This is a genomic window from Serratia sp. Ser99 (genome assembly GCF_024519545.1).
Lineage (GTDB): Bacteria > Pseudomonadota > Gammaproteobacteria > Enterobacterales > Enterobacteriaceae > Serratia > Serratia liquefaciens.
This window is the reverse complement of record NZ_JALJRT010000016.1, coordinates 1-26,473: the sequence shown is the minus strand read 5'-3', so window position 1 is coordinate 26,473 and position 26,473 is coordinate 1. Positions and strand designations below refer to the sequence as shown.

At 58.5% G+C, this 26,473-nt stretch carries 19 protein-coding genes and 1 other RNA gene; 13 read left to right on the top strand and 7 right to left on the bottom strand.

All coding sequences use genetic code 11. The features are described from left to right. Positions 1-28 precede the first annotated feature (28 nt). Positions 29-1,414 carry an ethanolamine ammonia-lyase subunit EutB gene (locus NR114_RS22520; protein WP_046372991.1) on the top strand — a complete coding sequence of 462 codons (1,386 nt, stop codon included), beginning with the start codon at positions 29-31 and terminating at the stop codon, positions 1,412-1,414. Next, positions 1,411-2,202 (top strand): ethanolamine ammonia-lyase subunit EutC, encoded by a 792-nt coding sequence (gene eutC / locus NR114_RS22515; protein ID WP_234529603.1) that lies wholly within the window; start codon positions 1,411-1,413, stop codon positions 2,200-2,202. Before NR114_RS22520 ends, eutC begins: the two co-directional genes overlap by 4 nt. On the opposite strand, the gene NR114_RS22510 is transcribed toward eutC, so the two are convergent. After that, complete coding sequence (locus tag NR114_RS22510) at positions 2,181-3,083, bottom strand: LysR family transcriptional regulator (RefSeq protein ID WP_234529604.1); 903 nt, start codon at positions 3,081-3,083, stop codon at positions 2,181-2,183. The two genes, eutC and NR114_RS22510, sit on opposite strands and share 22 nt — an antisense overlap. Before the next feature lie 437 nt (positions 3,084-3,520). Here NR114_RS22510 and budA point away from each other — a divergent pair, with 437 nt between their 5' ends. From budA to NR114_RS22495, 3 genes are all read left to right on the top strand, one after another. Next, positions 3,521-4,300 carry an acetolactate decarboxylase gene (gene budA, locus NR114_RS22505; protein ID WP_020827977.1) on the top strand — a complete coding sequence of 260 codons (780 nt, stop codon included), beginning with the start codon at positions 3,521-3,523 and terminating at the stop codon, positions 4,298-4,300. A gap of 39 nt (positions 4,301-4,339) precedes the next feature. Further along, on the top strand, positions 4,340-6,025 hold the full coding sequence (gene alsS, locus NR114_RS22500; protein WP_020827976.1) for an acetolactate synthase AlsS: 1,686 nt from the start codon (positions 4,340-4,342) through the stop codon (positions 6,023-6,025). A gap of 139 nt (positions 6,026-6,164) precedes the next feature. Next, positions 6,165-7,760 carry an ABC transporter substrate-binding protein gene (locus NR114_RS22495; RefSeq protein ID WP_256814508.1) on the top strand — a complete coding sequence of 532 codons (1,596 nt, stop codon included), beginning with the start codon at positions 6,165-6,167 and terminating at the stop codon, positions 7,758-7,760. A 181-nt stretch (positions 7,761-7,941) separates the two neighbouring features. Here NR114_RS22495 and NR114_RS22490 read toward each other — a convergent pair whose 3' ends face one another. After that, positions 7,942-10,221, bottom strand: a complete 2,280-nt coding sequence (locus tag NR114_RS22490; protein WP_122079953.1) for a TonB-dependent siderophore receptor — start codon at positions 10,219-10,221, stop codon at positions 7,942-7,944. A gap of 319 nt (positions 10,222-10,540) precedes the next feature. On the opposite strand from NR114_RS22490, the gene fes reads away from it, so the two are divergent. The 3 genes from fes to NR114_RS22475 are packed head-to-tail and all read left to right on the top strand — an operon-like array spanning position 10,541 to position 16,069. Then, entirely contained in the window at positions 10,541-11,911 is a 1,371-nt protein-coding gene (gene fes / locus NR114_RS22485; protein WP_176984234.1) for an enterochelin esterase, read from the top strand. Then, positions 11,886-12,092, top strand: coding sequence for an MbtH family NRPS accessory protein (locus tag NR114_RS22480; protein ID WP_020827972.1), 207 nt, complete (start codon positions 11,886-11,888; stop codon positions 12,090-12,092). Before fes ends, NR114_RS22480 begins: the two co-directional genes overlap by 26 nt. 32 nt (positions 12,093-12,124) lie before the next feature. Further along, on the top strand, positions 12,125-16,069 hold the full coding sequence (locus NR114_RS22475; protein ID WP_256814507.1) for an enterobactin synthase subunit F: 3,945 nt from the start codon (positions 12,125-12,127) through the stop codon (positions 16,067-16,069). A 77-nt stretch (positions 16,070-16,146) separates the two neighbouring features. Here NR114_RS22475 and NR114_RS22470 read toward each other — a convergent pair whose 3' ends face one another. The 3 genes from NR114_RS22470 to fepD are packed head-to-tail and all read right to left on the bottom strand — an operon-like array spanning position 16,147 to position 19,042. Then, positions 16,147-16,947 carry an ATP-binding cassette domain-containing protein gene (locus NR114_RS22470; protein ID WP_020827970.1) on the bottom strand — a complete coding sequence of 267 codons (801 nt, stop codon included), beginning with the start codon at positions 16,945-16,947 and terminating at the stop codon, positions 16,147-16,149. Further along, positions 16,944-17,969, bottom strand: a complete 1,026-nt coding sequence (gene fepG / locus NR114_RS22465) for an iron-enterobactin ABC transporter permease (RefSeq protein ID WP_020827969.1) — start codon at positions 17,967-17,969, stop codon at positions 16,944-16,946. The genes NR114_RS22470 and fepG overlap by 4 nt, the downstream gene beginning before the upstream one ends. Continuing rightward, positions 17,969-19,042 (bottom strand): Fe(3+)-siderophore ABC transporter permease, encoded by a 1,074-nt coding sequence (fepD, locus tag NR114_RS22460; protein WP_129983444.1) that lies wholly within the window; start codon positions 19,040-19,042, stop codon positions 17,969-17,971. Before fepD ends, fepG begins: the two co-directional genes overlap by 1 nt. Positions 19,043-19,176: 134 nt before the next feature. On the opposite strand from fepD, the gene entS reads away from it, so the two are divergent. Next, positions 19,177-20,445: an enterobactin transporter EntS gene (gene entS, locus NR114_RS22455; RefSeq protein ID WP_020827967.1), complete on the top strand. Its 1,269-nt coding sequence runs from the start codon at positions 19,177-19,179 to the stop codon at positions 20,443-20,445. Here the strand turns inward: entS and fepB are convergent. Continuing rightward, the gene (fepB, locus tag NR114_RS22450) at positions 20,432-21,391 is read right to left on the bottom strand and encodes a Fe2+-enterobactin ABC transporter substrate-binding protein (protein WP_048760950.1); all 960 of its coding nucleotides are present in this window, start codon (positions 21,389-21,391) and stop codon (positions 20,432-20,434) included. The two genes, entS and fepB, sit on opposite strands and share 14 nt — an antisense overlap. A gap of 198 nt (positions 21,392-21,589) precedes the next feature. Here fepB and NR114_RS22445 point away from each other — a divergent pair, with 198 nt between their 5' ends. From NR114_RS22445 to dhbA, 4 genes are read left to right on the top strand one after another with little or no spacing between them, the layout of a single operon-like run. Next, positions 21,590-22,798 carry an isochorismate synthase gene (locus NR114_RS22445; RefSeq protein ID WP_234529610.1) on the top strand — a complete coding sequence of 403 codons (1,209 nt, stop codon included), beginning with the start codon at positions 21,590-21,592 and terminating at the stop codon, positions 22,796-22,798. A gap of 8 nt (positions 22,799-22,806) precedes the next feature. Then, on the top strand, positions 22,807-24,435 hold the full coding sequence (locus NR114_RS22440) for a (2,3-dihydroxybenzoyl)adenylate synthase (RefSeq protein WP_234529611.1): 1,629 nt from the start codon (positions 22,807-22,809) through the stop codon (positions 24,433-24,435). A gap of 3 nt (positions 24,436-24,438) precedes the next feature. Continuing rightward, complete coding sequence (locus NR114_RS22435; protein WP_020827963.1) at positions 24,439-25,293, top strand: isochorismatase; 855 nt, start codon at positions 24,439-24,441, stop codon at positions 25,291-25,293. Next, complete coding sequence (dhbA, locus tag NR114_RS22430; protein WP_020827962.1) at positions 25,293-26,051, top strand: 2,3-dihydro-2,3-dihydroxybenzoate dehydrogenase; 759 nt, start codon at positions 25,293-25,295, stop codon at positions 26,049-26,051. Before NR114_RS22435 ends, dhbA begins: the two co-directional genes overlap by 1 nt. Before the next feature lie 170 nt (positions 26,052-26,221). Here the strand turns inward: dhbA and NR114_RS22425 are convergent. Continuing rightward, a non-coding RNA gene (locus NR114_RS22425) (RtT sRNA) lies at positions 26,222-26,347 on the bottom strand. Between the last annotated feature and the right edge of the window lie 126 nt (positions 26,348-26,473).

The following is a 26,473-nucleotide window of genomic DNA, read 5'->3' as shown; positions in this document are numbered from 1 at the left end:
GACCATTCAGGGCAGAACAGGGGGCGCTATGTATCAGGCCACGCTTAGCCGGCGCAGCTACCGTTTCAACGATTTACGCCAGTTGCTGGCCAAGGCATCACCGGCACGTTCCGGCGATTATCTGGCGGAGGTGGCGGCGGACAGCGCAGAAGAACGCATGGCGGCGCGCATCGCGTTGGCGGATGTGCCGCTGAAAACCTTTCTTCAGCAACTGCTGGTGCCTTATGAACATGACGAGGTCACACGGCTGATTGTCGATAGCCACGATGCGTTGGCCTTTGCGCCGATATCGCACCTGACGGTGGGGGATTTCCGCGATTGGCTCTTGAGCGAGCAGGCGGACAGCGCGATGTTGGCACGGGTAGCAGCAGGCATTACGCCGGAGATGGCGGCGGCAGTGAGTAAATTGATGCGCAATCAGGATCTGATCCTGGTGGCGAAGAAGTGCCGGGTCATCACGCGTTTTCGCAATACCCTCGGCCTGCCGGGGCGACTCAGCGTGCGGTTGCAACCGAATCATCCTACCGACAGTCTGCAGGGCATCGCCGCCAGCATGCTCGACGGCCTGTTGTATGGTTGCGGGGATGCGGTCGTCGGCATCAATCCGGCCAGCGACAGCCTGCCGCTGCTGGAAAAGCTCAACTACATGCTGGACGACGTGATCCAGCGCTTCGCCATTCCGACGCAATCCTGCGTGCTGACCCATGTGACCAATACGCTGCGGTTGATGGAGCGTGGCGTCCCTGTGGATTTGGTGTTCCAGTCGATCGCGGGTACAGAAGCGGCCAATCAGGGATTCGGCATCAATCTGGCGCTGCTGGCGGAAGCGCAGCAGGCGGCATTGAGCCTTAACCGCGGCACCTTGGGCAATAACGTGATGTATTTCGAAACCGGGCAGGGCAGCTGTTTGTCGTCCAACGCACATCATGGCGTCGATCAGCAAACCTGCGAAGCGCGGGCCTATGCGGTGGCGCGTCATTTCTCCCCGTTGTTGATCAACACCGTGGTCGGCTTTATCGGCCCGGAATATCTGTACGATGGTAAACAAATTATCCGCGCCGGCTTGGAGGATCATTTTTGCGGCAAGCTACTTGGTCTGCCGCTAGGGTGCGACGTGTGCTACACCAATCATGCGGAGGCGGATCAGGACGACATGGACACGCTGCTGACGCTGTTGGCCACCGCCGGGCTGACTTTCCTGATTGGCGTGCCGGGTGCCGACGACATCATGCTCAATTATCAAAGCACCTCATTCCACGACGCGCTCTATATCCGCGAGCTGCTGGGGTTGAAGCACGCACCGGAGTTTGCCGACTGGCTGACTAAAATGCAGATTACCGATGAACGGGGTCAACTGCGCGATACCGCCGCCAATCACCCTTTGCTACTGGCCCTGCAGGGAGAGAGACGATGAGCAAACCGGTGCACGTTAACCGTTGGGACGCGCTGCGCGCCTTTACCGATGCGCGCATTGCATTGGGGCGTACCGGCTCCAGCCTGCCTACGGAGGAGTTGCTTAAATTCGGTCTGGCGCATGCGCAGGCGCGTGATGCGGTACATCAGCCGTTTGATAGCGATACGCTGGCCGGGACATTGCAGGAGCAAGGTTGGCAAACCCTGACCGTGCACAGTCAGGCCGCCGATCGCACCGCCTATCTCCGTCGGCCGGATCTCGGGCGGCGGTTGGCTCCTGACAGCCGCAGCCTGCTGCTGGGCCTGCCGGAAAAACCGGCCGATCTGCTGCTGGTGGTGGCGGACGGTTTATCCTCCAAGGCGGTGCACCGTCAGGCGCTACCGTTGTTGCAGGCGCTGCGACCTTATCTCGATGGACTGGGGCTTTCGGTTGCCCCTGTGGTATTGGCACACCAATCGCGGGTCGCGCTGGGGGATGATATCGGCGAGTGTTTGCAGGCCAGAGCGGTGGCGATGTTGATCGGCGAGCGGCCGGGCTTATCATCGCCGGACAGCCTCGGTATCTACCTTACCTGGGAGCCGAACACCCGGCGGCGCGAGTCGGAGCGCAACTGCATCTCCAACGTGCGTCCGGAAGGGCTGGATTATCCGCAGGCGGCGTTCAAACTGGCCTGGCTGCTGGAGCAGGCTTTCCAGCGTCGGCTGACCGGGGTGGAGCTGAAAGATGAAAGCGACAACCCGGCGCTGCAAGGACAGGTTTCCCCGCGTTACTCCCAGCTCGGCGGCTGACCGATGCTTTGTTTTAGCAGGGTAATAAACAGGTTCAGCCGCGCGGATACCTTCGCCACCGGCCGTAACAGGTAAATGCCCTGTTGCTCCTGGCGCGGGTCTTCCAACACCTGCAGCAAGCGGCCGGCCTGAATATCCGGTCCAACCACCCAGTTGGGCAAAAAGGTGAGCCCCATCCCCAGCAGCGCCGCCTGGCGTTGAGCGGTAAAGTCGTCACAGCGCAGCACCATGCTGCAGCGGCTCATCAGAGGAACGCTGAGGATCTGCGCCCAACAGGCCGGTTGTTGCTTATGGTAGCGGGCAATCAGTCGATGCTGCGGCAATGCATTGAGGTCGGCCGGCTGTCCGTAACGAGCGATATAATCAGGGCTGGCGCACATCACCCAGCGCTGGGTCGCGATGCGGCTGGCGTACAGCCCGCTGTCTTTTTGCTCGCCGATACGAATGGCGGCATCCAACAGTTCCTGGGTCGGATCGGTTTGGCGTTCGGTCAAATCCAGGTCGACAAACAGTTGCGGATAGCGTTCGGCCAGCGTCGGCAACAGCGGCAGGATATAGGTTTTGCCGAAGGTGGGCAGACAGCTGATACGCAGCGTGCCTTGCGGCATATCGTTCCACGAAGCCAGTTCGGCACGGATGTCGGTGATATCCGTCAGCAGCGTACTTGCTCGCGCCTGCAGCCTTTCGCCCGCATCCGTCAGCATCAAACCCCGCGTAGAGCGGATAAACAGCGTGGCGTCCAGCGCGTTTTCCAGCGCATCAATGTGGCGTACCAGTGAAGAAGGCACCATTCCCAGCTTGCGAGCGGCGGCAGAGAAGCTGCCCAACAGGGCCACCTCGAGAAATATCGGCAGATGTTCAACATAGCGGGCGTCATTCATCTTTGCATTATATGCAAAAGCGTTTCTTATGAATACTAGGTTCTCCGGCCGTCGCAATGCGGCTACTCTTTTTTCGGGCTTACGGAAAGCGAAGGCGTGTCGTGAACCCCGCCGCACAGAGAGAAAATGCATAAAACTCGCGGTTTTTAGAACTTTAAATACAGAATTTCCCCCAGGTTCCACCGTGTGCCTGCGGTATTGATGATGACTTCAACACCAGATTAACCGTTCAAATTGATGCCCTGTTTACCAACAATGATTAGTGAATCTAAACCGTTGTTGACATTGGGCATCGCCGGCCTGCCGTGCCGGTTTTTTTGTCGCCGTTGGCTGAATCGTTCCAACTGAACGCGTTGCCGGCGACATCTTTGTTCACCTACGGGTGGGCATTTTTGAACGCGCGGGGCATTTCACTCCGCGCTGGTGGAGGAGTAGTTATGAACGAAGACCATGGGTGTTCCTGCGCGCAGCATTTGGCGCAAGGGTTTGCCAGGCAGTCGCTGAGCGTTGGGGAGGGCGAGATCTATCAAATCTCGCTGATGAGCGCACTGATCAGCGGCGTTTACGAAGGGGAGGTCACCATTGCCGAATTGCTCAAGCACGGCAACTTTGGCCTGGGAACGTTCAATCACCTCGACGGCGAACTGATCGCCTTCGACCAGGAAATTCACCAGTTGCGCGCCGACGGCAGCGCACGACCGGCCAGTTTGCAGCAGAAAACCCCGTTTGCCGTTGTCACCTTTTTCCAACCTAGTGTCACCCAACACTTCGACAGTCCGATCACCAAGGCGCAGTTGCACCAGTGTATCGATGAGCAGGTGGCTTCGCCGAACCTGTTCTGCGCGCTGCGCGTCGACGGCGAATTCAGCCATGTGGAAACCCGCACCGTGCCGCGTCAGGAGCGGCCTTATCGTCCGATGCTGGAGGCGATAGAAGAGCAGCCGACCTTTGCCTTCCATCGACGTCAGGGCACCCTGGTCGGCTTCCGTTCGCCTGATTATATGCAGGGCGTTGGCGTGGCCGGTTATCACGAGCACTTTGTCACCGACGATCGCAACGGTGGCGGTCACGTGCTGGATTACCAACTTGACCACGGTCGCCTGCAATTTGGCGTGATCACCCGCCTCAATCTTCAATTGCCGCATGATGCGGATTTTCTGCGCGCCGACCTCTGTCCCGAGGATTTGGATAGCGCAATTCGTTCTGCCGAGGGTTAATTCCGCGACAGTCCTGGGTGTATTTTCAGGAGGTATTCCATGAACAAGGCAAAAACAGACAATAACTGGGCATGTGGCGCAGATTTGGTGGTGAAAAATCTGGAGGCGCAGGGGGTTAAACACGTATTCGGTATTCCGGGCGCCAAGATTGACCGGGTATTCGATTCGCTGGAAGACGCGCCGTCGATAGAAACGGTGGTGGTGCGCCATGAGGCCAACGCGGCGTTTATGGCGGCGGCGGTGGGGCGTTTGACCGGTAAGGCCGGGGTGGCGTTGGTGACCTCCGGGCCGGGCAGTTCCAATTTGATCACCGGGCTGGCGACCGCCACCTCGGAAGGGGATGCGGTCGTGGCGTTCGGCGGGGCGGTGAAGCGTGCCGACAACCTCAAACAGACCCACCAGAGCATGGATACCGTCAGTATGTTTCGGCCAGTGACCAAGTATTGTGCCGAAGTGCATGCCGGTTCGGCGATTTCTGAAGTGATTGCCAACGCTTTCCGCCACGCCGAATTCGGCCGTCCGGGGGCGTCTTTTGTCAGCCTGCCGATGGACATCGTCAATGAGCCAGTCAGCGCCCCGGTGCTGGCGGGGTGTCGGTTGCCGCGAATGGGGGCCGCCGCTGCCGAGGATATTCGCGCCGCAGTTAAGCTGATCCAACAGGCGAAGTGCCCGGTGTTGTTGCTGGGGCTGCAAGCCAGCCGCCCGGAAAACAGCGAGGCGGTGCGCCAACTGCTGCATCGCACTCATATGCCGGTAGTGGGGACCTACCAGGCGGCAGGGGTGATCGACGTTAATCACTTTGCACGCTTTGCCGGCCGCGTCGGCTTGTTCAACAACCAACCGGCCGACCAGCTGCTGCAGAAAGCCGATTTGGTGGTCAGCGTCGGCTATGGCCCGATCGAATACGATCCCTGCATGTGGAACAGCCAGGGGCGATTGAAACTGGTGCATATCGACGTACTGCCGGCCGACATCGATACCTGCTATCGTCCGGACGTCGAGCTGGTGGGCAATATCAGCGCCACGCTCGACATGATGACCGAAGCCTTTAACAGCGTGGTGAGCGTGCCGGCCGAAGTGGAATCGATCCTCAGCGATCTTGGTCGCCAGCGTACCGAACTGGCGGAACGTGCCGCACGGCGCGGCGGTATGCCAATCCACCCGCTGCGCATCGTCAAAGAGCTGCAGGATATTGTCAGCGACGACGTGACGTTGTGTGTGGACATGGGCAGTTTCCACATTTGGATTGCGCGTTACCTTTACAGCTTCCGTGCGCGCCAACTGCTGATTTCCAACGGCCAGCAGACCATGGGAGTGGCGCTGCCGTGGGCTATCGGCGCGGCGCTGGTGCGGCCGGGCGACAAAGTGGTGTCGATTTCCGGTGACGGCGGTTTTATGCAGTCGAGCATGGAACTGGAAACCGCCGTGCGGCTGAAAAATAACATCGTGCACGTGATTTGGGTGGATAACGCCTACAACATGGTGGAAATGCAGGAGGTGAACAAATACCGCCGCAAATCCGGGGTGGAATTCGGCCCTATCGATTTTAAAGCCTATGCCGAGGCGTGCGGGGCGGTCGGGTTTGCGGTGCAGTCGGTGGATGACCTGCGGCCCATGTTACGCAAGGCGATGGAAATCCAGGGGCCGGTCGTGGTGGCCATTCCGGTCGATTACGCCGACAACTACAAGTTGATGGCGCAGATGAACTTCAGCCAGATGATTTAATTTCATCAAGCGTAAAAACCACGGGGAATGCCGTACGCGGCGCTCCCCGTTTTTTATGCCTAAAATTTGTTCTTTACATCCCTAACTTCATGATTTATTGGTATCCATCGAGTCTATTTTCTATACCGGGGATGGCAGGATGAAAACAAAAACACTCACAATGACGCTGGGATTATTGGCTTTGACGGTGATGGGCGGTGCGCGCGCCAGTACGCTGGTTTATTGTTCCGAAAGCTCACCGGAAGGGTTTAACCCGCAGTTGTTTACCTCGGGCCCGACGGTGGACGCCAGTTCGGCGACGATCTACAACCGATTGGTGGACTTCAAAACCGGCACCGTTGAGCTGCAGCCCAGCCTGGCCGAAAGCTGGCAGGTGAGCGAAGACGGCAAAAATTACACTTTTCACCTGCGCAAGGGGGTGAAATTCCAGAGCAATAAATACTTTACCCCCACCCGCGATTTCAACGCCGACGACGTCATCTTCTCCTTCATGCGGCAAAAAGACGCCAATAACCCTTATCACAAGGTTTCCAACGGCGCTTACACCAACTTTGAGTCGATGGAGTTCGGCACGTTGATCAACAACATTGTCAAAGTGGACGATAACACCGTGCGCTTTGAACTTTCGCGCGCTGAAGCCCCATTCGTGGCCGATCTCGGCATGTATTTCGCCACCATTCTCTCCGCCGAATATGCCGATGCGATGCTAAAGGCTGGCACCCCGCAGCGGGTGGACAACGACCCGATCGGCACCGGTCCCTTCCAGTTGGTGCAGTACCAGAAGGATGCGAAGATCCTCTATAAGGCGTTCGACCACTATTGGGAAGGCAAACCCAAGGTAGACCGCCTGGTGTTCTCAATTACCCCTGATGCGGCGGTGCGTTATGCCAAGCTGCAAAAAAATGAGTGCCAGGTCATGCCGTTTCCTAACCCGGCGGATCTGACACGCATGCGTCAGGATCCCAATATCCAGGTCATGGAGAAGTCCGGTCTGAATATCGGTTTCCTGGCGTTCAATACCCAGAAAAAACCGCTGGATAACGTCAAGGTGCGGCAGGCGCTGGCGCTGGCGGTGAACAAACCGGCGATCCTCGAAGCGGTGTTCCACGGCGCGGGCCAGCCGGCGAAGAACCTGTTGCCGCCGACCCAGTGGGGCAGCAATGACAAGATTGAGGATTACCCGTATTCCCCGGAGAAAGCCAAAAAGTTACTGCAAGAGGCAGGGCTGGGGCAGGGCTTTGCGATAGATCTGTGGGCGATGCCGGTACAGCGGCCCTACAACCCGAATGCCAAGCGCATGGCGGAGATGATCCAGTCCGACTGGGCGAAGATTGGCGTGAAGGCCAAAATTGTCACCTTCGAGTGGGGCGAATATCTGCAGCGGATAAAAAATGGCGAGCATCAAACGGCATTGATGGGCTGGACTACGGCCAATGGCGATCCGGATAACTTCTTTGGCCCGTTGTTTACCTGCGTGTCGGCCAACGGCGGTTCGAACTCGGCCAAGTGGTGCTATCCGCCGTTCGACAAGTTGATTTCGCAAGCGCGTGAGGAAAACGATCACACCAAGCGGGTGGCAATGTATGAACAGGCACAGGTGATGATGCATGATCAGATGCCGGCGTTGATGATTGCCCATTCGACCATTTTTGAACCGGTGCGCAAAGAGGTGAAAGGCTACGAGATCGATCCCTTCGGCAAACACATCTTCAAACAGGTTTCGCTGGAGAAATAATAAAAAAGGGGCTGCATGGCAGCCCCTTAGGTCGTTGGCAATCGGCTCTGCTTTTTTATGGTAGGGGCGCTGCATGCTGCGCCCAGTTGCATAAACACTGGATTTAATCGGGTCGAACATGTTCGACCCCTACCGGTTTAGCCCCTTAGTGGGGGTTAGCAGTCTTGATTAAGCCGGCCGTTTAGAAATGGGTATTCACGCTCATATAGTAAGTACGACCCGGTTCGTTGTAGGTGGCGGCACCTGCACCGGCAATGTTAATGGCACCGGTGGTTGGGTCACCCACGTTCTGCGAGTTACCTTCGCGGAACTGACGTTTGTCGAACAGGTTGTCGATACCCGCCGTCAGGCTGATGTTTTTAGTCACATCATAGGTCGCGCTGGCACCTACCACGGCGTAAGGGCTGACTTCCTTGGTTTCAGTACCGCTGACCGGTTTACCCTGGTAGTTGTACTTCTTCGGTTTCTGACGGCCGTACCAGGTCAGGGTCGATTGCATCGACAGGTCCTGGGTTGCTTGCCAGCTCAGCGTCGAGTTGATGGTGAACTTGGGGATCACCGACAGGTAGTCGCCGGTGCTCTTGTTCTTGTTCTCGATCATATAGGTGGCGTTGTTGCTCCAGGAGACGGTCTCGCTGACCGGCACGTTCAACGTGCCTTCCAGGCCCTGGACTACCGCTTTCGGCACGTTTTCCCATTGGTACACGGCTGTGCCGGTGCTGCTGGTACCGATACGGCTATTGCCCGCTTCGATTTTATTGTGGTAATCATTGCGGAAATAAGTCACGCCGGCCAGCCAGCCTTCATTGTGGAATTCCAACCCGACTTCTTTATTGACGCTGGTTTCTGCCTTCAGGTCGTCGTTACCCAGCAGGTAGCAGCCATTTTTGACATCGCTGGACGAACAACCCTGACCTTTGCTGTACAGCAAATAGTTCTGGTTGGTCTGGTACAGGTTAGGTGCTTTGTAGGCGCGGGCGATGCCCATTTTCAGGGTGAAGTTGTCGCCCAGTTCCTGTGACAGGTTCAGCGACGGGCTCCAGTTGTTACCGGCTTCGGAGTGCAGATCGTAACGCAGGCCCGGCGTCAGCATGGTGCTGTCGGTCAGCTCCATGTTGTCTTCGGCAAACAGCGAGAAGATATGGGCGGATGCGTAAGGGCTACGAGTACCGCTACCTTGACCGGGAATGGTGCCCCCCATCATCGTTTGGCTGGTGGATGAACCGTCCTTCATGCGTTGCTGGTTCCATTCGGTACCCAGGGTGGCGGTTTGCGTCACGCCCAGTTCAAATGGCACGCTGACTTCGCTGTGCGCCAGGAAATCGTCCAGCTTGGTGGTGCCGAAGCCTTCGTTTTTAGCGTCAAAGATACCTTCGGTACCGCCGGCCAACCCTTCGTTCAGGCGGGTATTGCGAGTGCGCTCGAACTGAACGTAGTTATTGGTGCTGACGCCATTGTCCCAGGCACCGCGGTGGTTAAGGCCGAAGGTCTCGCGATAGATACGGTTGGTTTCTTTGCCGTAGTTGCTCTGTACCAGCGCATTGGTGTTGGTGTTCTGAGTGTCACCGGCGTACAGGTTGCCCTGACGGCCATAGGAATACTCAAACTCCAGCGACTGCAGGTGCGCGAAGTCCCAGTGCAGCAAGGCGTCGATATTTTTATCTACCACCCCTTCACGGCCGGAAGGAATGCTGCTGGCGTAGGCACCCACTCGCTCGGATTTATGCGATTCGTTAATGTCCCAGGCATCGGCCTGAGTTTTGCTGTAACCCCCGAACAGGCGGAAGCTCAACTGGTCGGTCAGCGGGCCGGACAGGCTGAAGTCGGTACGCTTGGTGGAGCCTTCCTGCTTGTGCTCCGGCACGTCGAAATAGGTGTTCAGCGAGCCGTGCAGCTCTTTGGTGTTCTTCTTGGTGATGATGTTGACCACGCCGCCGGCGGCGCCGTTACCGTAACGGGCTGCCGCGGGGCCGCGCAGCACTTCGATACGTTCAATCATTTCCGGCGGGACCCAGGCGGTATCGCCGCGGGTATCACGCTCACCGCGCCAGCCCTGACGCACCGAGTTGCGGCTGCTGGCCGGTTTGCCGTCAATCAGGATCAGGGTATTTTCCGGGCCCATGCCGCGGATATCGATCTGGCGGTTGTTGCCGCGCTGGCCGCTGGTGGAGTTACCGGTCAGGTTAACGCCGGGCATGGTGCGGATCAGCTCGCTGATATCACGGGCAGGTGGGCGCTTTTTGATTTCGTCGGCGGTAATGGTAGAAACCCCAGGTGCCTGCAGGTTTTGCTTGGCGGCAGTGACAACAATAGTGTCCTCGGCGGCTTCTTTTTTACTTTTGGCGACCTTGTCTGTTTCTGGGCTGGTGTCGGTTTGCTGTGCGGCGTGTGCAAAAGCGGACGCGCCTAACCCTAACCCGATGAGTGTGGCTAAGGAATAACGTGATAATTTGCTGTTCATCTGAGAGTTCCTACCTTGCTGCCTTTCTCCGGGCACCGAAGCAGTAGCTCTCCGGCTATGAGAAGGGCGGTTGTAGTTTTTTGTTTTCGGAAAGAGAAACCCAATCGGCCAAGACGCAGCGGCCACGACATTGGATTCAGCGCTTAAATTCGGCATCCGTCCCTGTTGAAGAATACCTGCCCTGTTTACGAGCCTACACACACTATTGCAAACGCAAATAATTATCAATAGTATTCGACTTACCGTTTTCTTGGGCAGCGCCTCGCGCCGCGAAATTACCGGCTTTCCTGAAGCTGCCAGCTAAATAGTGAATAGGCGTTTGAAAACAAAATCCGAGTCAGAAAGCAGCAGATTATTATCAAGCAAGCACGCCGGGCGCCATGGATGGTGGCTGAATATCGCCAAACGCGGCACGCCGCTGGTGGAGCTGCAAGGGGATGGACGCGGGAAGGTCACCTTTTTATGGCGTGACCCCCAGGGATGTGAACTCACTTCCGCCTATCGACGCGTCTGGATCCACATCAATTGTCTGACCGACCATCATCAGTCGTCGCCGCCGCAGAGCCTGCAACGGCTGGAAGGGACCGACGTTTGGTACTGGCAGACCGAGCTCAGCGCCGACTGGCGCGGCAGCTACTGCTTTATCCCCTGCATGGACGACCGGCCATTGGCCCCCAGTGATGAGGATGCGCACGTTAATATGCATTCGGTCCGCCATTGGTGGCATCAGGTGTTTGCCGGTGCGACCCAGGACCTGCTGAATCCCCATCGTTCCTGGGCCGGTGTCGGCGGCCATGTATTGTCAGGTCTGCATATGCCGGAAGCGCTGCCGCAACCGGCCTGGCAGGATTTCGATCGCTATGCGGTCGCCAGCGGGCGTTGTACTCCAGCACCCCCGGCGAAACTGCAGCGCCACAGCTGGCACAGCGAGCGTCTGGGCAATACCCGTAACGTCTGGGTTTATACCACCGGCGAAGGCGATCCAACACAACGTCCGCTGGCGATATTGCTGGACGGTCAATTCTGGGCGAGCAACATGCCGGTCTGGGATCCGCTGATGCAGTTGACCCGCGAGGGCAAGCTGCCGGAAGCGGTTTATCTGTTGATTGACATTATCGATCTTAAACACCGCTCCCAGGAGCTGGCCTGCAATGCAGATTTCTGGCTGGCGGTACAAGAAGAATTGCTGCCGCAGGTCGCCGAATGGGCGCCGTACCAGCGCGATCCTGCCCGTACTCTGGTGTGCGGCCAAAGTTTTGGCGGCTTGTCATCGCTGTATGCCGGGCTGCACTGGCCGCAGAGCTTCGGCGGGGTGATTTGCCAGTCCAGCTCTTTCTGGTGGCCACGTCGCGACATGTATCAGCTTGCGGAAATCCCGGCCGATGCCGGTTGGTTACTGCATCAGGTTGAGCAGGGCGTTGGCAAAGGCAAGCTGAAGGTGTTTATGGAAGCCGGCGTGCATGAAAAAGTGGCGCGCCGGGTCAACGATCGGATGGCGGACTTGCTGCGTGATGCCGGTCACCGGGTGCAATACCGGGTGGTGGCCGGGGGACACGATCATTTGTGCTGGCGTGGCGGCCTGATAGACGGTCTGCAGGCACTGTGGGCGGACCAATCTTCTGCCCCCTCGATCACGCTAACCTTCACTGCCCAAGGAGTCCGCGATGGAAACTCTGAACCCGTTCGATGACGAGCAACAAAGCTGCCTGATTGTGCAGAATGATGAATTGCAATACAGCCTGTGGCCAGACTTTAGCGCAGTGCCGGCGGGGTGGACGCCGGTGTTTGGCCCTGCGGCGCGTCCGCTGTGCGTGATTTGGCTGGAACAGCATTGGCAGGATATGCGGCCCGCCTCGCTGCGTAAGGCGTGATGGCGCCAATACCGATAACAGGAGTCAGTACCTTGTCAGACCGGAATTTATTACCGACCGAACGGCCGTTCGCCACTGAACTGCCGTTGGTCGCCGCGCAACCCGGGATCTGGGTTGCCGATCAGATTTCACCGCATGCCAACGCCTATGCGGTTTCCCACTATATTGAGCTGAATGGCCCGCTGGATCAGGCGTGCCTGTTGCGTGCGATTGAGCAGGGGCTGTCGGAAGTAGATACCCTGCAGTTCCGCTTTGAAGAGCGTGACGGGGTGCCGATGCAGTGGCATGACCCCGAGCTGGCGATCCTGCCGGTAGAATACATCGATCTCAGCGAATCTCCCGATGCCGCTGCAGCGGCGCGTGCCCTCATGCAGTTGGATATGTCCGGTGATTTGCGCATCGGTAGCGGCAATGCGTTATATCGTCATATGCTGATCCGCCTGTCGGAACAGCGCTGGTTTTGGTATCAGCGTTATCATCATATTCTGGTAGATGGCTTCAGTTTTACCGCCATTGCCCGCAGAATCGCCCATATTTACACCCGGACGTTGCACAATGAACGGCCGGATCCGACGCCCTTCAGCGCATTCAGCGAAGTGGTCGAGGAATATCAGCGTTATGCGCAATCGTCCACCTCTCAGCGCGACGCTGCCTTCTGGTTGAACAAGGCACAGCAATTGCCGACGCCTGCCACCCTTTGCCCGCAACCGTTGGCCGGGCAGACGCCAACCACCCGTATTCACCGCTTGTCACAGCTGTGCGACCGACAAGATTTCACGCAGTTGGTGAACGCCGGTCAGCAGCAGTTCAGCGTGGCAGATATGGCACTGGCGTTGGTTGCGTTGTGGGTTTCACGCCTGAGCGGACATGCCAGCTTCAGCGCCGGTTTTATCTTTATGCGCCGTACCGGTTCGGCCGCGCTCTGTGCCAACGGACCGGTGATTAACGTCTTGCCGATCGAAATGCACCTCGACCCTCAGGCTACGCTGAGCGAGGTCGCCGGTAATATTGGTCGTGAGTTAAAAATCGTACGCCGCCATCAGCGCTACGAGGCGGAGCAGGTGCAACGCGATCTGGGGCGAATTGGCGATGCCCAACCGCTGTACGGCACGGTATTCAACTTTAAGATGTTCGATTTCCAGTTGGACTTCGGCGGTATCGAAGGCATCACCCATGAGCTGGCTTCCGGGCCGGTCCGTGATCTGGAGATCGCGTTGTACCTCGACGAGGCCGGTACGCTGAAGGTCGATCTGTTGGCTAATGCCGAACGTTATCAGCGTGATGAGCTGGCGGCGCATCTGCAACGCCTGCCTCTGTTGTTGCGTCAGTTTGCCGCACAGCCTCAGATGCCGATTGGCGATGCCGATTTGCTCACCGAGCAAGACCGCCAACTGTTGGCCCGGGTTAATGACACGGCACATTCGGTGAAGGCGCAAACCCTTAGCGGGCTGCTGGCGGAGCAGGCGCAGAAAACCCCTGACGCCCCGGCGCTGGCCGATGCGCAGTACCAATTTACCTATCGCGAAACTCGTGAACAGGTTGTCGCGCTGGCGCGTCAGTTGACGGAGCAGGGCGTACAACCGGGTGATATCGTCGCCGTTGCCTTACCGCGTTCGGTCTTTTTGTCTCTGGCGTTAATGGCCATCGTCGAAGCCGGGGCGGCCTATTTGCCGCTGGATACCGGTTATCCTGACGAGCGTCTTGGCATGATGCTGGAGGACGCTGCGCCGCGCCTGATTATCACCGAACCGACCCAGCAGGCACGTTTTGCCGGCAAGGGTGAGATCTTGCTGTATGACGCGCCGTTGTCGATAGACAGCGCAGCCAACGTCACGCTCAATGGACCGACGCCGCATCACCCGGCCTACATTATCTTTACCTCCGGCTCGACCGGGCGACCGAAAGGCGTGTTGGTGGGGCATCAGGCGATCGTCAACCGGTTGCTGTGGATGCAACATCAGTATCCTATGGCGGCAGGCGATGTGGTGCTGCAGAAAACGCCTTGCAGTTTTGACGTTTCGGTATGGGAATTCTTCTGGCCGCTGATAGTGGGGGCCCAGTTAGTGATGGCCCCGCCTGAAGCGCACCGCGATCCGGAACAGCTGCTCCAGCTGATTGATCAACATCGTGTCACCACCATGCACTTTGTCCCTTCGATGCTGGCGGCCTTCGTCAGCGCGTTGGATGGCCCGCAGGCGGTGGCGTGTTGTGCGCCGTTACGCCAGGTATTTTGCAGTGGTGAAGCCTTGCCGGCGGAACTGTGCCGCCTGTGGCAAAGCCGCACTGCGGTGCCGTTGCATAACCTGTACGGGCCGACCGAAGCGGCGGTGGACGTGAGTTGGCATCCGGCCTGGGGCGAAGCCTTGGCTGCCGTCACTGGCGCCAATGTGCCGATTGGTTTACCGGTTTGGAACACCGGTTTACGCATCCTCGATACGCGCCTGCGGCCAGTGCCGCCGGGCGTCGCCGGTGATTTGTACCTTACCGGTGTGCAACTGGCGCACGGCTATCTGGGACGACCGGAACTGACCGCCAGCCGCTTTGTAGCCGATCCTGACGGCGATGGTGGGCGGATGTATCGCACGGGTGACGTCGCCCGTTGGCTGCCGGGAGGCGAGGTGGAATACCTTGGCCGCAGTGACGATCAGTTAAAAATACGTGGGCAACGTATTGAGTTGAGTGAAATCGACCATGCTTTGCTGTCGCTGCCGGGGATTAAACAGGCGGTGACTCACGCGCTGGTGCTGGAAAATACGCCAACCGATCCTGGCGGTGGCGATGCCCGCCAGCTGGTGGGCTATCTGGTGGCGCAGCCCGGTGTGCGCCTTGATCTGGACGCGCTCCGCGCAGCGTTGGCCGATCGGCTGCCGCCGCATATGGTGCCGGTGGCGCTGGTCGAGATGGATACTCTGCCGCTGAGTGCCAATGGCAAGCTGGATCGTAAAGCGTTGCCGCAACCGCAGGGCGCAACCCGCGCGGCAGGGCGTGAGCCGCATGCGGGGCTGGAGACGGCGATCGCTGCGGTGTTCGCTCGCCTGCTGCAACGCGAAACCGTGTTTGCCGACGATGACTTCTTTGCCCTCGGCGGGCACTCGCTGTTGGCGATGCGTTTGGCGGCGGAGCTGCGGCGTGAGCTGGGCAAGGCGGTGTCGGTAGGGCAGGTGATGGTGGCTTCCCGCGTGGAACAGCTGGCGCAGCTGTTGGCCGAAGAACGCACCCAGGAAGAAGCTGACAAAACCGGTTTTGACCGCGTTCTGCCACTGCGCACCACCGAAGGACCAACGCTGTTCTGCCTGCATCCGGCGTCCGGCTTCTCATGGCAGTTTAGCGTGTTGCCGCGCTATATCGATCAGCACTGGTCGCTGGTGGGTATTCAGTCTCCACGGCCGGATGGCCCGTTGGCACTGAGCGAAAATATGGACCAGGTATGCGATGCGCATCTGGAGACGGTGTTGCAAGTGCAACCGCACGGCCCGTATCACTTTATCGGTTACTCGCTGGGCGGTACTCTGGCACAAGGTATTGCCGCGCGCTTACAGGCAAGGGGCGAAGAAGTGGCTTTCCTTGGGCTGCTGGATACCTATCCGCCGGAAACGCAAAACTGGGACGTGATGTTGGATGACAACGTGTTGAAAGAAGTTCAGCGCGAACGTCAGCAGTTCCTGGCGGTGTCTGAAGATGCGCTGGATCCGGCATTGGGCGAAACCCGCGTAGCCATGTTCGATAATATCGAAGCCAACTATGCCGATTCGGTTCGTCTGCTTTCAGCCACCCATACGGCGAACTTCAAAGGACAGGCGACGCTGTTTGTCGCGCGCCAGACGTTGCAGGAGGGGATGGATGTTCAGCAGACCTGGTCGCAATATGTGGACGCGCTACAGGTTCATGAACTGGACTGTGCGCACGTGGATATCGTTTCACCAACGTCGTTCAAGGTATTAGGACCGTTGTTGAACCGCATACTTCGCGCTTTATAATACCCAGTGATGGTAGGGGACGAATACATTCGTCCCGATTAACGCGGGCCCAGCATGCTGGGCCCCTACAATATCGATTACTTACCCAGCGGTACCACCAACGGCGTGTGCGAGACGGGATCGTCAATGATCATGCAGCGCAGACCGTAGACCTTTTCGATCAATTCCGGCGTCACAATATCCTTCGGTGCACCCTCGGCGACCACTTTACCGTCGCGCATGGCAATCAGATGCGTGGCGTAACGGCAGGCATGGTTGAGATCGTGCAGCACCACCACCAGCGTATGGCCATTTTCACGGTTTAACTGGCGCATCAGTTCCAGCAAGTCGATCTGATGGCTGATATCCAGCCAGGTGGTCGGCTCATCCAACAGCAGCAACGGCGTTTGCTGCGCCAATACCATAGCGATCCAGACCCGCTGACGCTGTCCGCCGGAAAGCGTATCAACCGGCTGTTCAGCCAGTTCAAACACGCCGGTGGAGCGCATGGCCTGTTCGACCGCCTGCTGGTCTTCTTCACGCCAGCGGCTGAACAGGCGCTGATGCGGATAGCGACCGCGTGCCACCAGATCAAACACGGTAATGTCACCCGGCGCGGTCGAGCTTTGTGGCAACAGCCCCAACTGGCGAGCCACCTCTTTGGTGGCATAGTCGCTAATGTGTTTGCCGTTGAGCCAGATGGCACCGGCCTGCGGCTGCATCAGGCGGCTAAGAGTGCGCAGCAAGGTCGATTTTCCGCAGGCATTCGGCCCGATAATGACCGTCAGTTCACCGTGCGGAATAGAAACGGAAAGGTCGCGCGCGACGATTTTTTTGTCATAGCCGAGCGTCAGGTTTTCGGCGCGTAACGGCGCGGGCTGTAAGAGTTCAGCATTCATTTTTTTCGTGACTCACGGATTAATAGCCAAATCAGATAAATGCCGCCCAGGCTGACGGTCAATACCCCGACCGGCAACTGATAAGGCATAAACAGGCGTTGCGCCGCGACATCGGCGAGCAGCAGCAACAGGGCACCCGTCAGGGCTGTCAGCAACAGGACGCTGCGGTTGGCGCACAGGCGTCGCGCAATCTGGGGGGCTACCAGCGCAATAAAGGAGATCGGCCCGGCGACGGCGGTGGCGGCGGCAGTCAGGGTAACGCCGACCAATAATAGCAGCACGCGTGAGCGCTCCACCGGCACACCGAGTGCGCAGGCGGTGTCATCGCCCATCTCCAGCAGCCGCATGCGGCGGGCCAGCATCAACAGCAGCAGGCAGCACAGCGCAATCACCGCCAGCACCGGCAAACTTTTCGCCCAGGTCACGCCGTTGAGCGAACCGGCGCTCCACAGTCCGGCGGTCATGGCGGATTCCAGCGAAGCGCTGATGATCAGCCAGGTATTGCCGGCCACCAGCAAGGCGCGAACGGCAATACCGACGATAATCAAACGGAATGACTCGACGCCGTTGCGCCATGCCAGCAGATAAATCAGCGCGGCGGTCAGCAAGCCACCGGCCAGTGCCCCGGAGGTGATGCCGAGAATGCCGCCGTTAAACAGCACTATTGCCACTAGTACGCCGCTGTAAGCGCCGGTATTAAAACCGATGACGTCCGGGCTGCCGAGCGGGTTACGCAGCAGCGATTGGAAGATGGCGCCGCTGATACCGAGCGCGGCACCCAACAACAGCGCCATTATCACGCGAGGCAAACGCCACTGGGTAACGATCACCGCCAGGTTGGCCGGGCCTTCACCGCGTAAGGCGTCGATCACCTGCAGAGCGCTGAGCGACAGAGCGCCGGAACCCAGGGCATAAATCGCCAGTGCCAGAGCGGCAAGCAACAGCAGCAGCGCGGTTAGCGCCGGGCGCGACAAGGCGCGCATTTTGTGGTTGGCCATCAGACGGGCTGCGGACATCGACATTAGCGCTGCCTCCTGAACATATGGCGTTGACGAACCAGCATAATCAGCAGCGGTGCGCCAATAAGCGCGGTGACGATGGAAACGCGCAGTTCACCGGCGACCAGGAAGCGGCCGATCAGATCGGCGCTCAGCAGCAGGATAGGGGTCAATACCAAGGTCCACGGCAGCATCCAGTGCAACTCGGAGCCGGCCAGTCGCCGGGCAATGTGCGGCATCATCAGCCCGACAAAGGCTATCGGACCAACGGCGGCGGTGGCGCCACCGCACAGCAATGTGATCGCCAGCAACCCCAGCAACTGGGTGCGGACGATACCGGTGCCCAGCGCGGTGGCTAACTCATTGCCCATACTCAGGCTGTTCAGCGATTTGCTCATCCACAGCGTGATTGCTGTGCCCAGCAGGATCGGCAGGGCAACGGTGCGCACCACCTGCATATTTTGAATATCCAGCGAACCGGCCTGCCAAAAACGCAGCTGATCGAAGACCAGCGGGTTCAACAGGGAAATGCCGGAGGTCATGCCTTCCAGCACCGCCGCCAGCGCAACGCCGGCCAGCGTCAGGCGAACCGGGTTCAGGCTGCTGCCGCCCAATGCGCCGATCAGAGCCACCAGCAGGGCGGCAAACATCGCGCCGGCAAAGGCGAACCACAGATATTCGCCGACGTGGGCGGCACCAAAGAAAGTGATGCCCAATACCACGGCAAACCCCGCGCCGGCGTTAACGCCGAGAATGCCGGGGTCGGCCAGCGGATTGCGGGTGAGGGTTTGCATCAGCACGCCGGACAGGCCAAGGGCGATACCCGCGAGCACGCCGATCAGCGTGCGCGGCAGCCTGGCGTTGGTAATGATGGTGCAGTCGGCGCCACTACATTGGCCGTTGAGCGCCTGGATAACCGTGTCGAAGGGGATAGATTTGGCACCGAGCGACAGGCTGAGCAGCATGACGACCAACAGGGCGCAAACGGCAATCAGCAAGCCAAGCAGCTTGCGACGAAATGAGCGGGGAGAGCCACCCGCAAGACGGTCCCTGGACAGCGGAATGGACGGTGTGCAATTGCGTGTAATCCGTAACATAACAATCCATTATTTGATTGAATATGAATGATATTTATTATCATTATTGATTGTTTTCATCTATGGTACCATGAGTCCCTTCGCTATTGCAGCACAGACGCTGCCCCTTTTCTTTAGTTGTGGTGAGAAAGCTAATGAGTAAGCCCTCTATTTTGCTTGATTTTGGCCTGCTTAAGACCAATAGCGCCTTTCGCGCTGTGTTCTGCGCGCGTTTTATTTCCATTCTGGCGCTCGGGCTGATGGCCATTGCCATCCCGGTGCAGATCCAGGCCCTGACCGGGTCGACGCTGCTGGTCGGGTTGTCCGTGACGCTGGCCGGCAGCGGCATGTTTGCCGGTTTGCTGATGGGGGGCGTACTGGCTGACCGCTACGAGCGCCGCCGTCTGATCCTCTTTGCCCGTTCCACCTGTGGTATTGGGTTTATCGGTCTTTGTTTAAATGCCGCTTTACCTGCGCCGTCATTAACGCTGATTTATCTGCTGGCGGTTTGGGACGGGTTCTTCGGGGCGGTAGGCGTGACGGCGTTGCTGGCGGCGACGCCTGCGCTGGTTGGGCGTGAAAATATCGTTCAGGCCGGTGCCATCAGCATGCTGACGGTGCGTTTCGGCTCCATTCTTTCCCCGGCGATCGGCGGGTTGGTGATTGCCAACGCCGGCGTGACCTGGAACTACGCTTTGGCGGCCTTCGGCACCTTGCTGACGTTGATCCCTTTATTGCAGCTGCCACAGCTGTTGCCACCCCCTCAGCCGCGTGAGCATCCGCTGCGCGCACTGGCCGGGGGATTTGGCTTCCTGTTTCGTAACCGGGTGATTGGCATGGTGGCGCTGATCGGCGCGTTGCTGACCATGGCCAGCGCGGTGCGAGTTCTGTACCCGGCGATGTCCGGCATGTGGCAGGTCAGTGCGGCGCAGCTGGGCTTTATGTATTCCGCCGTGCCGCTGGGCGCGGCAATTGGCGCCTTTACCAGTGGCCGGGTGGCGCACGTGGCGCGGCCGGGCTGGATGATGCTGATGACGGCGATTGGCGCGTTTGTCGCTATCGGCCTGTTCGGCCTGATGCCCTGGTACGGTCTGGCACTGTTCTTCCTGGTGGTGTTTGGCTACCTGAGCGCATTGAACTCATTACTGCAGTACGGGCTGATTCAGAACCTGACGCCGGATGCTTTCCTGGGGCGCATTAATGGCCTGTGGACGGCGCAAAATGTGGTGGGGGACGCGTTGGGTGCCCTGCTGCTGGGGGCGATGGGGGCGTTTATGTTGCCGGCCATGACTTCAACCAGCTTCGGTTTTGGCGTGGCGGTACTGGGTGTGGTGCTGGCGTTCGCGATGAAAGGTCTGCGTCAGGTGAGCCTTGGCGGGCAGGAAAGCGATCTCCAGCCCGCCGCGGGATCTACTGAGAAATAAACTGTTTTTCCAACAGCGTCAGCAGGTTGCTGGCGCTGTAGTAGTCCAGTCGGAAGGTGTCATTGCCCAGCGCATAAACCCGCTTATGCTGCACCGCCGGCAGGTGAGCGAGGAAAGGATTGGCCATCAGCCGCTGCGCATCGCTTTCGTTGTTGGCAAACAGCATCAGCGTCTGGCCGTTCAGCCCTTCCGCCAGGTTTTCCCCGGCGAGCTGAATGATGTCCTTTCGCATACCCATGCTGCGGCTGTTGTTCAGCTTGTCAGACGGAACCGCCAGGGTGAAACCCAGCTGCTTGAGCATTTGCCCCTGGGAAGATTCGGCGGTCCACAGGTTGGCTGACTTGCCGTCGGCGCTGAAGACCAGAGCGGAGGTCGGTTGTTCCGGCAGCGTCATACGTTGTTTGAGTGACTTTTCCCGGCTATCGAAATCATCAACGATTTTTTGCGCATCGGCTTCGTGCCCGGTGGCCTGGCCCAGCTCTATCGCCAGCGCCTGCCAGCTTTTGTCGTCGTAATTGACCACCAGCACCGGGGCAATGGCGGACAGCTGATCGTACAGGCGTACGGCGGAGTCGGCACCGGTAGCGGAGATGATGATCAGGTCGGGCGCTTCACCGGCAATGGCTTCTGCGTTGGGTTCACCAATGTACAGGCGCTTTACGCCGCGCTGCGTTGCGATAGCGCTCCATTGGTGGAAGAAACCTTGTGAGTCCGCGAGACGGCTGCCGGGCGTGGTGGCGCCGCTGGCGATCACTGGCGCATCAATCGCCAGCAGGGTGCCGGTGACGGTTACGCTGGTGGAAACGATGCGGGTAGGGGGCTGCTGCAGGGTGACTACGCCGTGTGAAGTTTCGATTTTACGCGGCCAACCGGCCTCTGTGGCATGGGCTGCACCCATGGCTAACATGCCAAACAGTGCGAAGCCGAAGAACAGATTCTTCTTCATAAAGCATTCCTTAGAATTTAAATAGTAATACTTATCATTTATATAATTAAAACTGCTGGTTTTATAGCACGATAATGAATAGAAGAACTGTTTACATTTATTGACATAGCATATTCACGAGGGTAATTTAACGCGATTCAATACAAATGATAATCATTATTATACAGGTTATTGTTCATGATACGAAAGGGAGAACCGATGAGCGTGACAGTAAAGGGTACCGGGCAGAAGAAGCCGCACAGCAAGGAGAGCGAGTCGTCCGTAGCAGGCGTGTCGCCGACCTCCGGCTTTTTCTTTACCTCTCCTTTCCGTAGCCTGAGCACCCAGGGCTGCTTCGCCAAAATCACGCTGCCGGCCCAGGGCGGGGATCAGCATAACGGCGAGTTCCAGCAGGCGGTACGGCATGCTTTTGCCGAAGCCAAACTGGCGGGGGTGAAAAACCCGGTCCTGTGCGGCGCGATCCCGTTCGATACTCATCAACCCTCTGCGCTTTTTATTCCCCAGCACACCCAGTGGTTTGAGCGCGATGCCTTTTTGGCTGGCGTAACCTCACCACAGGAAGCCCTGCCGGAAATTATCAGCCAAAATGAAGTGCCGGCACAACAGCCTTTCATGCAGATGGTGGCAGATGCGGTGGAAGCAACCCGTGGTGACCAACTGGATAAAGTGGTGCTGTCACGCCTGCTGGAGATTGAAACACGCGAACCGGTAGACAGTCAGGCATTGATGGCGCGTATCATCGCGCAAAACCCGCATGGCTTCCATTTCCATGTGCCGTTGGAACAAGGAGCATTGCTGGGCGCCAGCCCTGAACTGCTGCTGCGTAAATCCGGCGCACAATTTTATTCCAACCCGCTGGCAGGCTCCGCCCGTCGTGACGCCGACCCGCAGCGGGATCGTGAAGTCAGCCAACAGCTGTTGGTTTCCGAGAAAGATCTCTACGAGCACCAGTTTGTTACCGAAGGTATGCGGCAGGTGCTGGCCGATCGCTGCAGTTATTTGAATATCCCCACCTCGCCTGAATTATTGAGCACCACCACGCTGTGGCACTTGTCTACGCCAATCGGCGGCGAGGCCGCCAGCCGGGCGGAAAACGCGTTGTCGTTGGCCTGCCTGCTGCATCCGACACCGGCGCTGTGCGGTACGCCAACGGCGCTGGCGCATCAGGTGATCAAGCAACTGGAGCCTTTTGATCGCGGCCTGTTTGGCGGCATCGTCGGCTGGTGTGATGCCGAAGGCAACGGGGAGTGGGTAGTGACCATCCGTTGTGGCACGGTGCAGGGTAACCAGGTGCGACTCTTTGCCGGAGCCGGCATTGTGCAAGACTCTTCGCCGGAATCTGAATGGCACGAAACCGGCACCAAACTCAGTACCATTTCGCGGGCGTTTGGCCTGAACCAAGGATAGACATTTCCATGAGCATTGCTTTTACTCCCTGGCCTGAGGCATTAGCCCGTCGCTATCGCGAACGGGGATATTGGACCGACCGGCCATTGACCAACATCATCACCCGCCAGGCTAAAAATGACGCCATCGCGCTGATCGACCCGCAACGCAGCCTGAGCTATCGCCAGCTTAATCAACTCTCCGATCGGCTGGCTGCGGCCTTGCTGCGTCGGGGCATACACAGCGGCGATACCGCGCTGGTGCAGTTGGGTAACGTGGTCGAGTTCTACGTGACTTTCTTTGCGCTGTTGAAAATTGGCGTGGTGCCGGTAAATGCGCTGTTTAGCCACCAACGCAATGAGCTGAATGCCTATGCGGCGCAGATCAAACCGGCGTTGCTGATTGCCGATCGTCAGCATGGCCTGTTCGGTAACGACGAATACCTGACGACGTTTCGCGCTGAACATCCTTCATTGCGCCTGGTCGCTTTGCGCAGTGAGGAACAGGGTGAGCAGTCGCTGGCGAGCTGGCTGGAAGAGGATTGCGGCGATTTCGTGGCTGCGCCAACCGCGGCCGATCAGGTAGCGTTCTTCCAACTCTCCGGTGGCAGTACCGGCACGCCGAAGCTGATCCCACGTACCCACAACGACTACTACTACAGCATTCGCCGCAGCGTGGAGATTTGTCATTTTGATGACGAAACCCGTTATCTGTGCGCACTGCCGGTAGCACACAACTATCCGATGAGCTCGCCTGGCGTATTGGGCGTGTTTTACGGTGGTGGGCTGGTGGTGTTCGCCAGCGATCCGGATGCCGGGCAATGCTTCCGCTTAATAGAACAGCACCAGATTAACGTGACGGCGCTGGTGCCACCGGCGGTAACGCTGTGGCTGCAGGCCATTGAGGAATGGGGCGGTTGCCAGCAGTTGGCCAGCCTGAAGCTGTTGCAGGTGGGCGGTGCCAAGCTGGGGGAAACCCTGGCCGCGCGCATTCCGGCCGAAATTGGCTGTCAGCTGCAGCAGGTGTTCGGCATGGCGGAAGGCCTGGTGAACTACACCCGGCTGGATGATGACGACCAACATATTTTGACTACTCAGGGCTGCCCGATGTCGCCGGATGACGAGCTATGGGTGGCCGATGACGACGGTAATCCGCTGCCTGTCGGCGAGACCGGGCGTCTGATGACCCGTGGCCCCTATACCTTCCGCGGTTATTACCAAAGCCCGGAACATAATGCCGCCGCCTTCGATAAAGACGGTTTCTACTGCTCCGGCGACTTGATTAGCCTGACTGAAGACGGCTATGTGAAGGTTGAAGGGCGGCAGAAAGACCAAATCAACCGCGGTGGGGAGAAGATTGCCGCCGAGGAGATCGAAAACCTGCTGCTGCGTCACCCGGAAGTGATCAATGCGGCGTTGGTTTCGATGCCGGACGAGTTGATGGGCGAAAAAAGCTGCGCCTACATTATCGCCACCAGCCCATTGAAACCGGTCGTTTTGCGTCGCCATTTACGCGCCGAGGGCGTGGCCGAATTCAAATTACCCGACCGCTTTATACAGGTTGAGACGCTGCCGCTCACCCCGGTTGGCAAAGTGGATAAAAAACTGTTGCGCCAACGCCTGGAGGCGCAACAACTGACTCAGGTCCAGGGAGAATAAGTCATGGCCATTCCAAAACTTAATGATTACGCGTTGCCGACTCAGGCTGAACTGCCGACCAACAAAGTGAGCTGGACGGTGGAACCGCAGCGCGCTGCACTGTTGATCCACGACATGCAGCAGTATTTTCTGAATTTCTGGGGTGAAGACAGCCCGTTGATCAAACAGGTAGTGGAGAACATCGCCAACCTGCGCCGCTACTGCAAGTCCCAGGGCATCCCGGTGTTTTACACCGCGCAGCCTAATCAGCAGAGCGATGAAGATCGGGCGTTGCTCAATGATATGTGGGGGCCGGGATTGAACAAGCACCCGGAGCAACAGGCGGTGGTCGCCGCGCTGGCGCCGGAAGAAGACGACACTGTGCTGGTGAAATGGCGTTACAGCGCCTTCCACCGTTCACCGCTGCAGGAAATTCTGCAGGAGTCAGGCCGCGATCAGCTGATCATCTGTGGTGTTTACGCCCATATCGGCTGCATGACCACGGCGATCGATGCCTTTATGCGTAACATTCAGCCGTTTATGGTTGCTGATGGTCTGGCCGACTTCTCCCGCGAAGAGCACCTGATGGCGCTGCGTTACACGGCCGGCCGCTGTGGCCGCGTGGTTACCACCGCCGAGCTGCTGCCAGGGATCACCAGCAAAGCGGCGTTGCGTCAGCAAATCATGCCTTTCCTCGACGAAGACAGCGAAGACATGGGTGACGACGAGAACCTGATCGACTACGGTCTGGATTCAGTGCGGATCATGGAGCTGGCGGCACGCTGGCGTAAGATCCGCGGCGATATCGATTTTATCGCCCTGGCCAAGAACCCGACCATTGATGGTTGGTGGGCGCTGTTGTCAGAGGGGAAAGCCTGATGAGTCAACAGGGCGATTTTGCCGGCAAACGAGTCTGGGTTACCGGCGCGGGCGCCGGGATTGGCCTGGAGACCGCATTGGCGTTTGTGCGGGCCGGTGCCGAGGTAATTGGTTTCGATAAGCACTTTGGCGAACCGGAATACGCGTTTCGCACCGAAGTGCTGGATATTGCCGACAGCGATGCGGTAGATGCCCTGTGCGGGCGTTTACTGGCGGAGCAGGGTGAGTTGGACGTGTTGGTCAACGGCGCCGGTATTCTGCGCATGGGGCTGGCGGACGAAACCAGCACCGCAGACTGGTTGGCCTGCCTGGCGGTTAATGCCGGTGGTGCATTCAATATGTTCCGCCATGCCCTGCCGGTATTCCGTCGCCAGAGACGCGGCGCTATTGTCAGCGTGGCATCCAATGCGGCGCATGTGCCGCGTGTTGGCATGGCGGCCTATTGCGCTTCCAAAGCGGCGTTGCGTAGCCTGTGCCAAACCGTGGGGTTGGAAATGGCGCCTTATGGCGTACGTTGCAACCTGGTTTCGCCCGGCTCGACCAATACCCCGATGCAGCGCGGCATGTGGCAGGACGAAACGGGGGAACAGAACACCATCAACGGTTTCCCGGAACAGTTCAAGCTGGGTATTCCGCTGGGGAAAATTGCCCAGCCGCAGGAAATCGCCGATGCCATTTTGTTCCTGGCTTCCGATCGCGCCAGCCATATCACCATGCAGGATATCGTGATTGACGGCGGGGCGACGCTGGCGGCCTGATAATCCGCTCGGCAACGCCAGGATAGCCCAAGGGCGCTGCTTGCAGCGCCTTTTCTATTGGCGGCGCAGGGGGATGATTATTTTCAGGGGCAGGGCGGACGTGGTGAGGCTTATAGAGATTATCAGGGCGCAGATGCGAAAAAAGCGCCAAAAGGCGCTTTTTTCTGTATTGGTGGGTCGTGCAGGATTGACTCGGCCTTGGGCCTCGCCCTGCGGGCAACGCTGTGCGTTGTCGTCTCGCTTCGCTCGGCTCGAACCTGAACGCAGGTTCTCATCCAGCACGACACGGCGGAGTATGTGATCAAGGAGTTTGCGGGAATAAGGTGGCACAGATGCGAAAAAAGCGCCTAAAGGCGCTTTTTTCTGTATTGGTGGGTCGTGCAGGATTCGAACCTGCGACCAATTGATTAAAAGTCAACTGC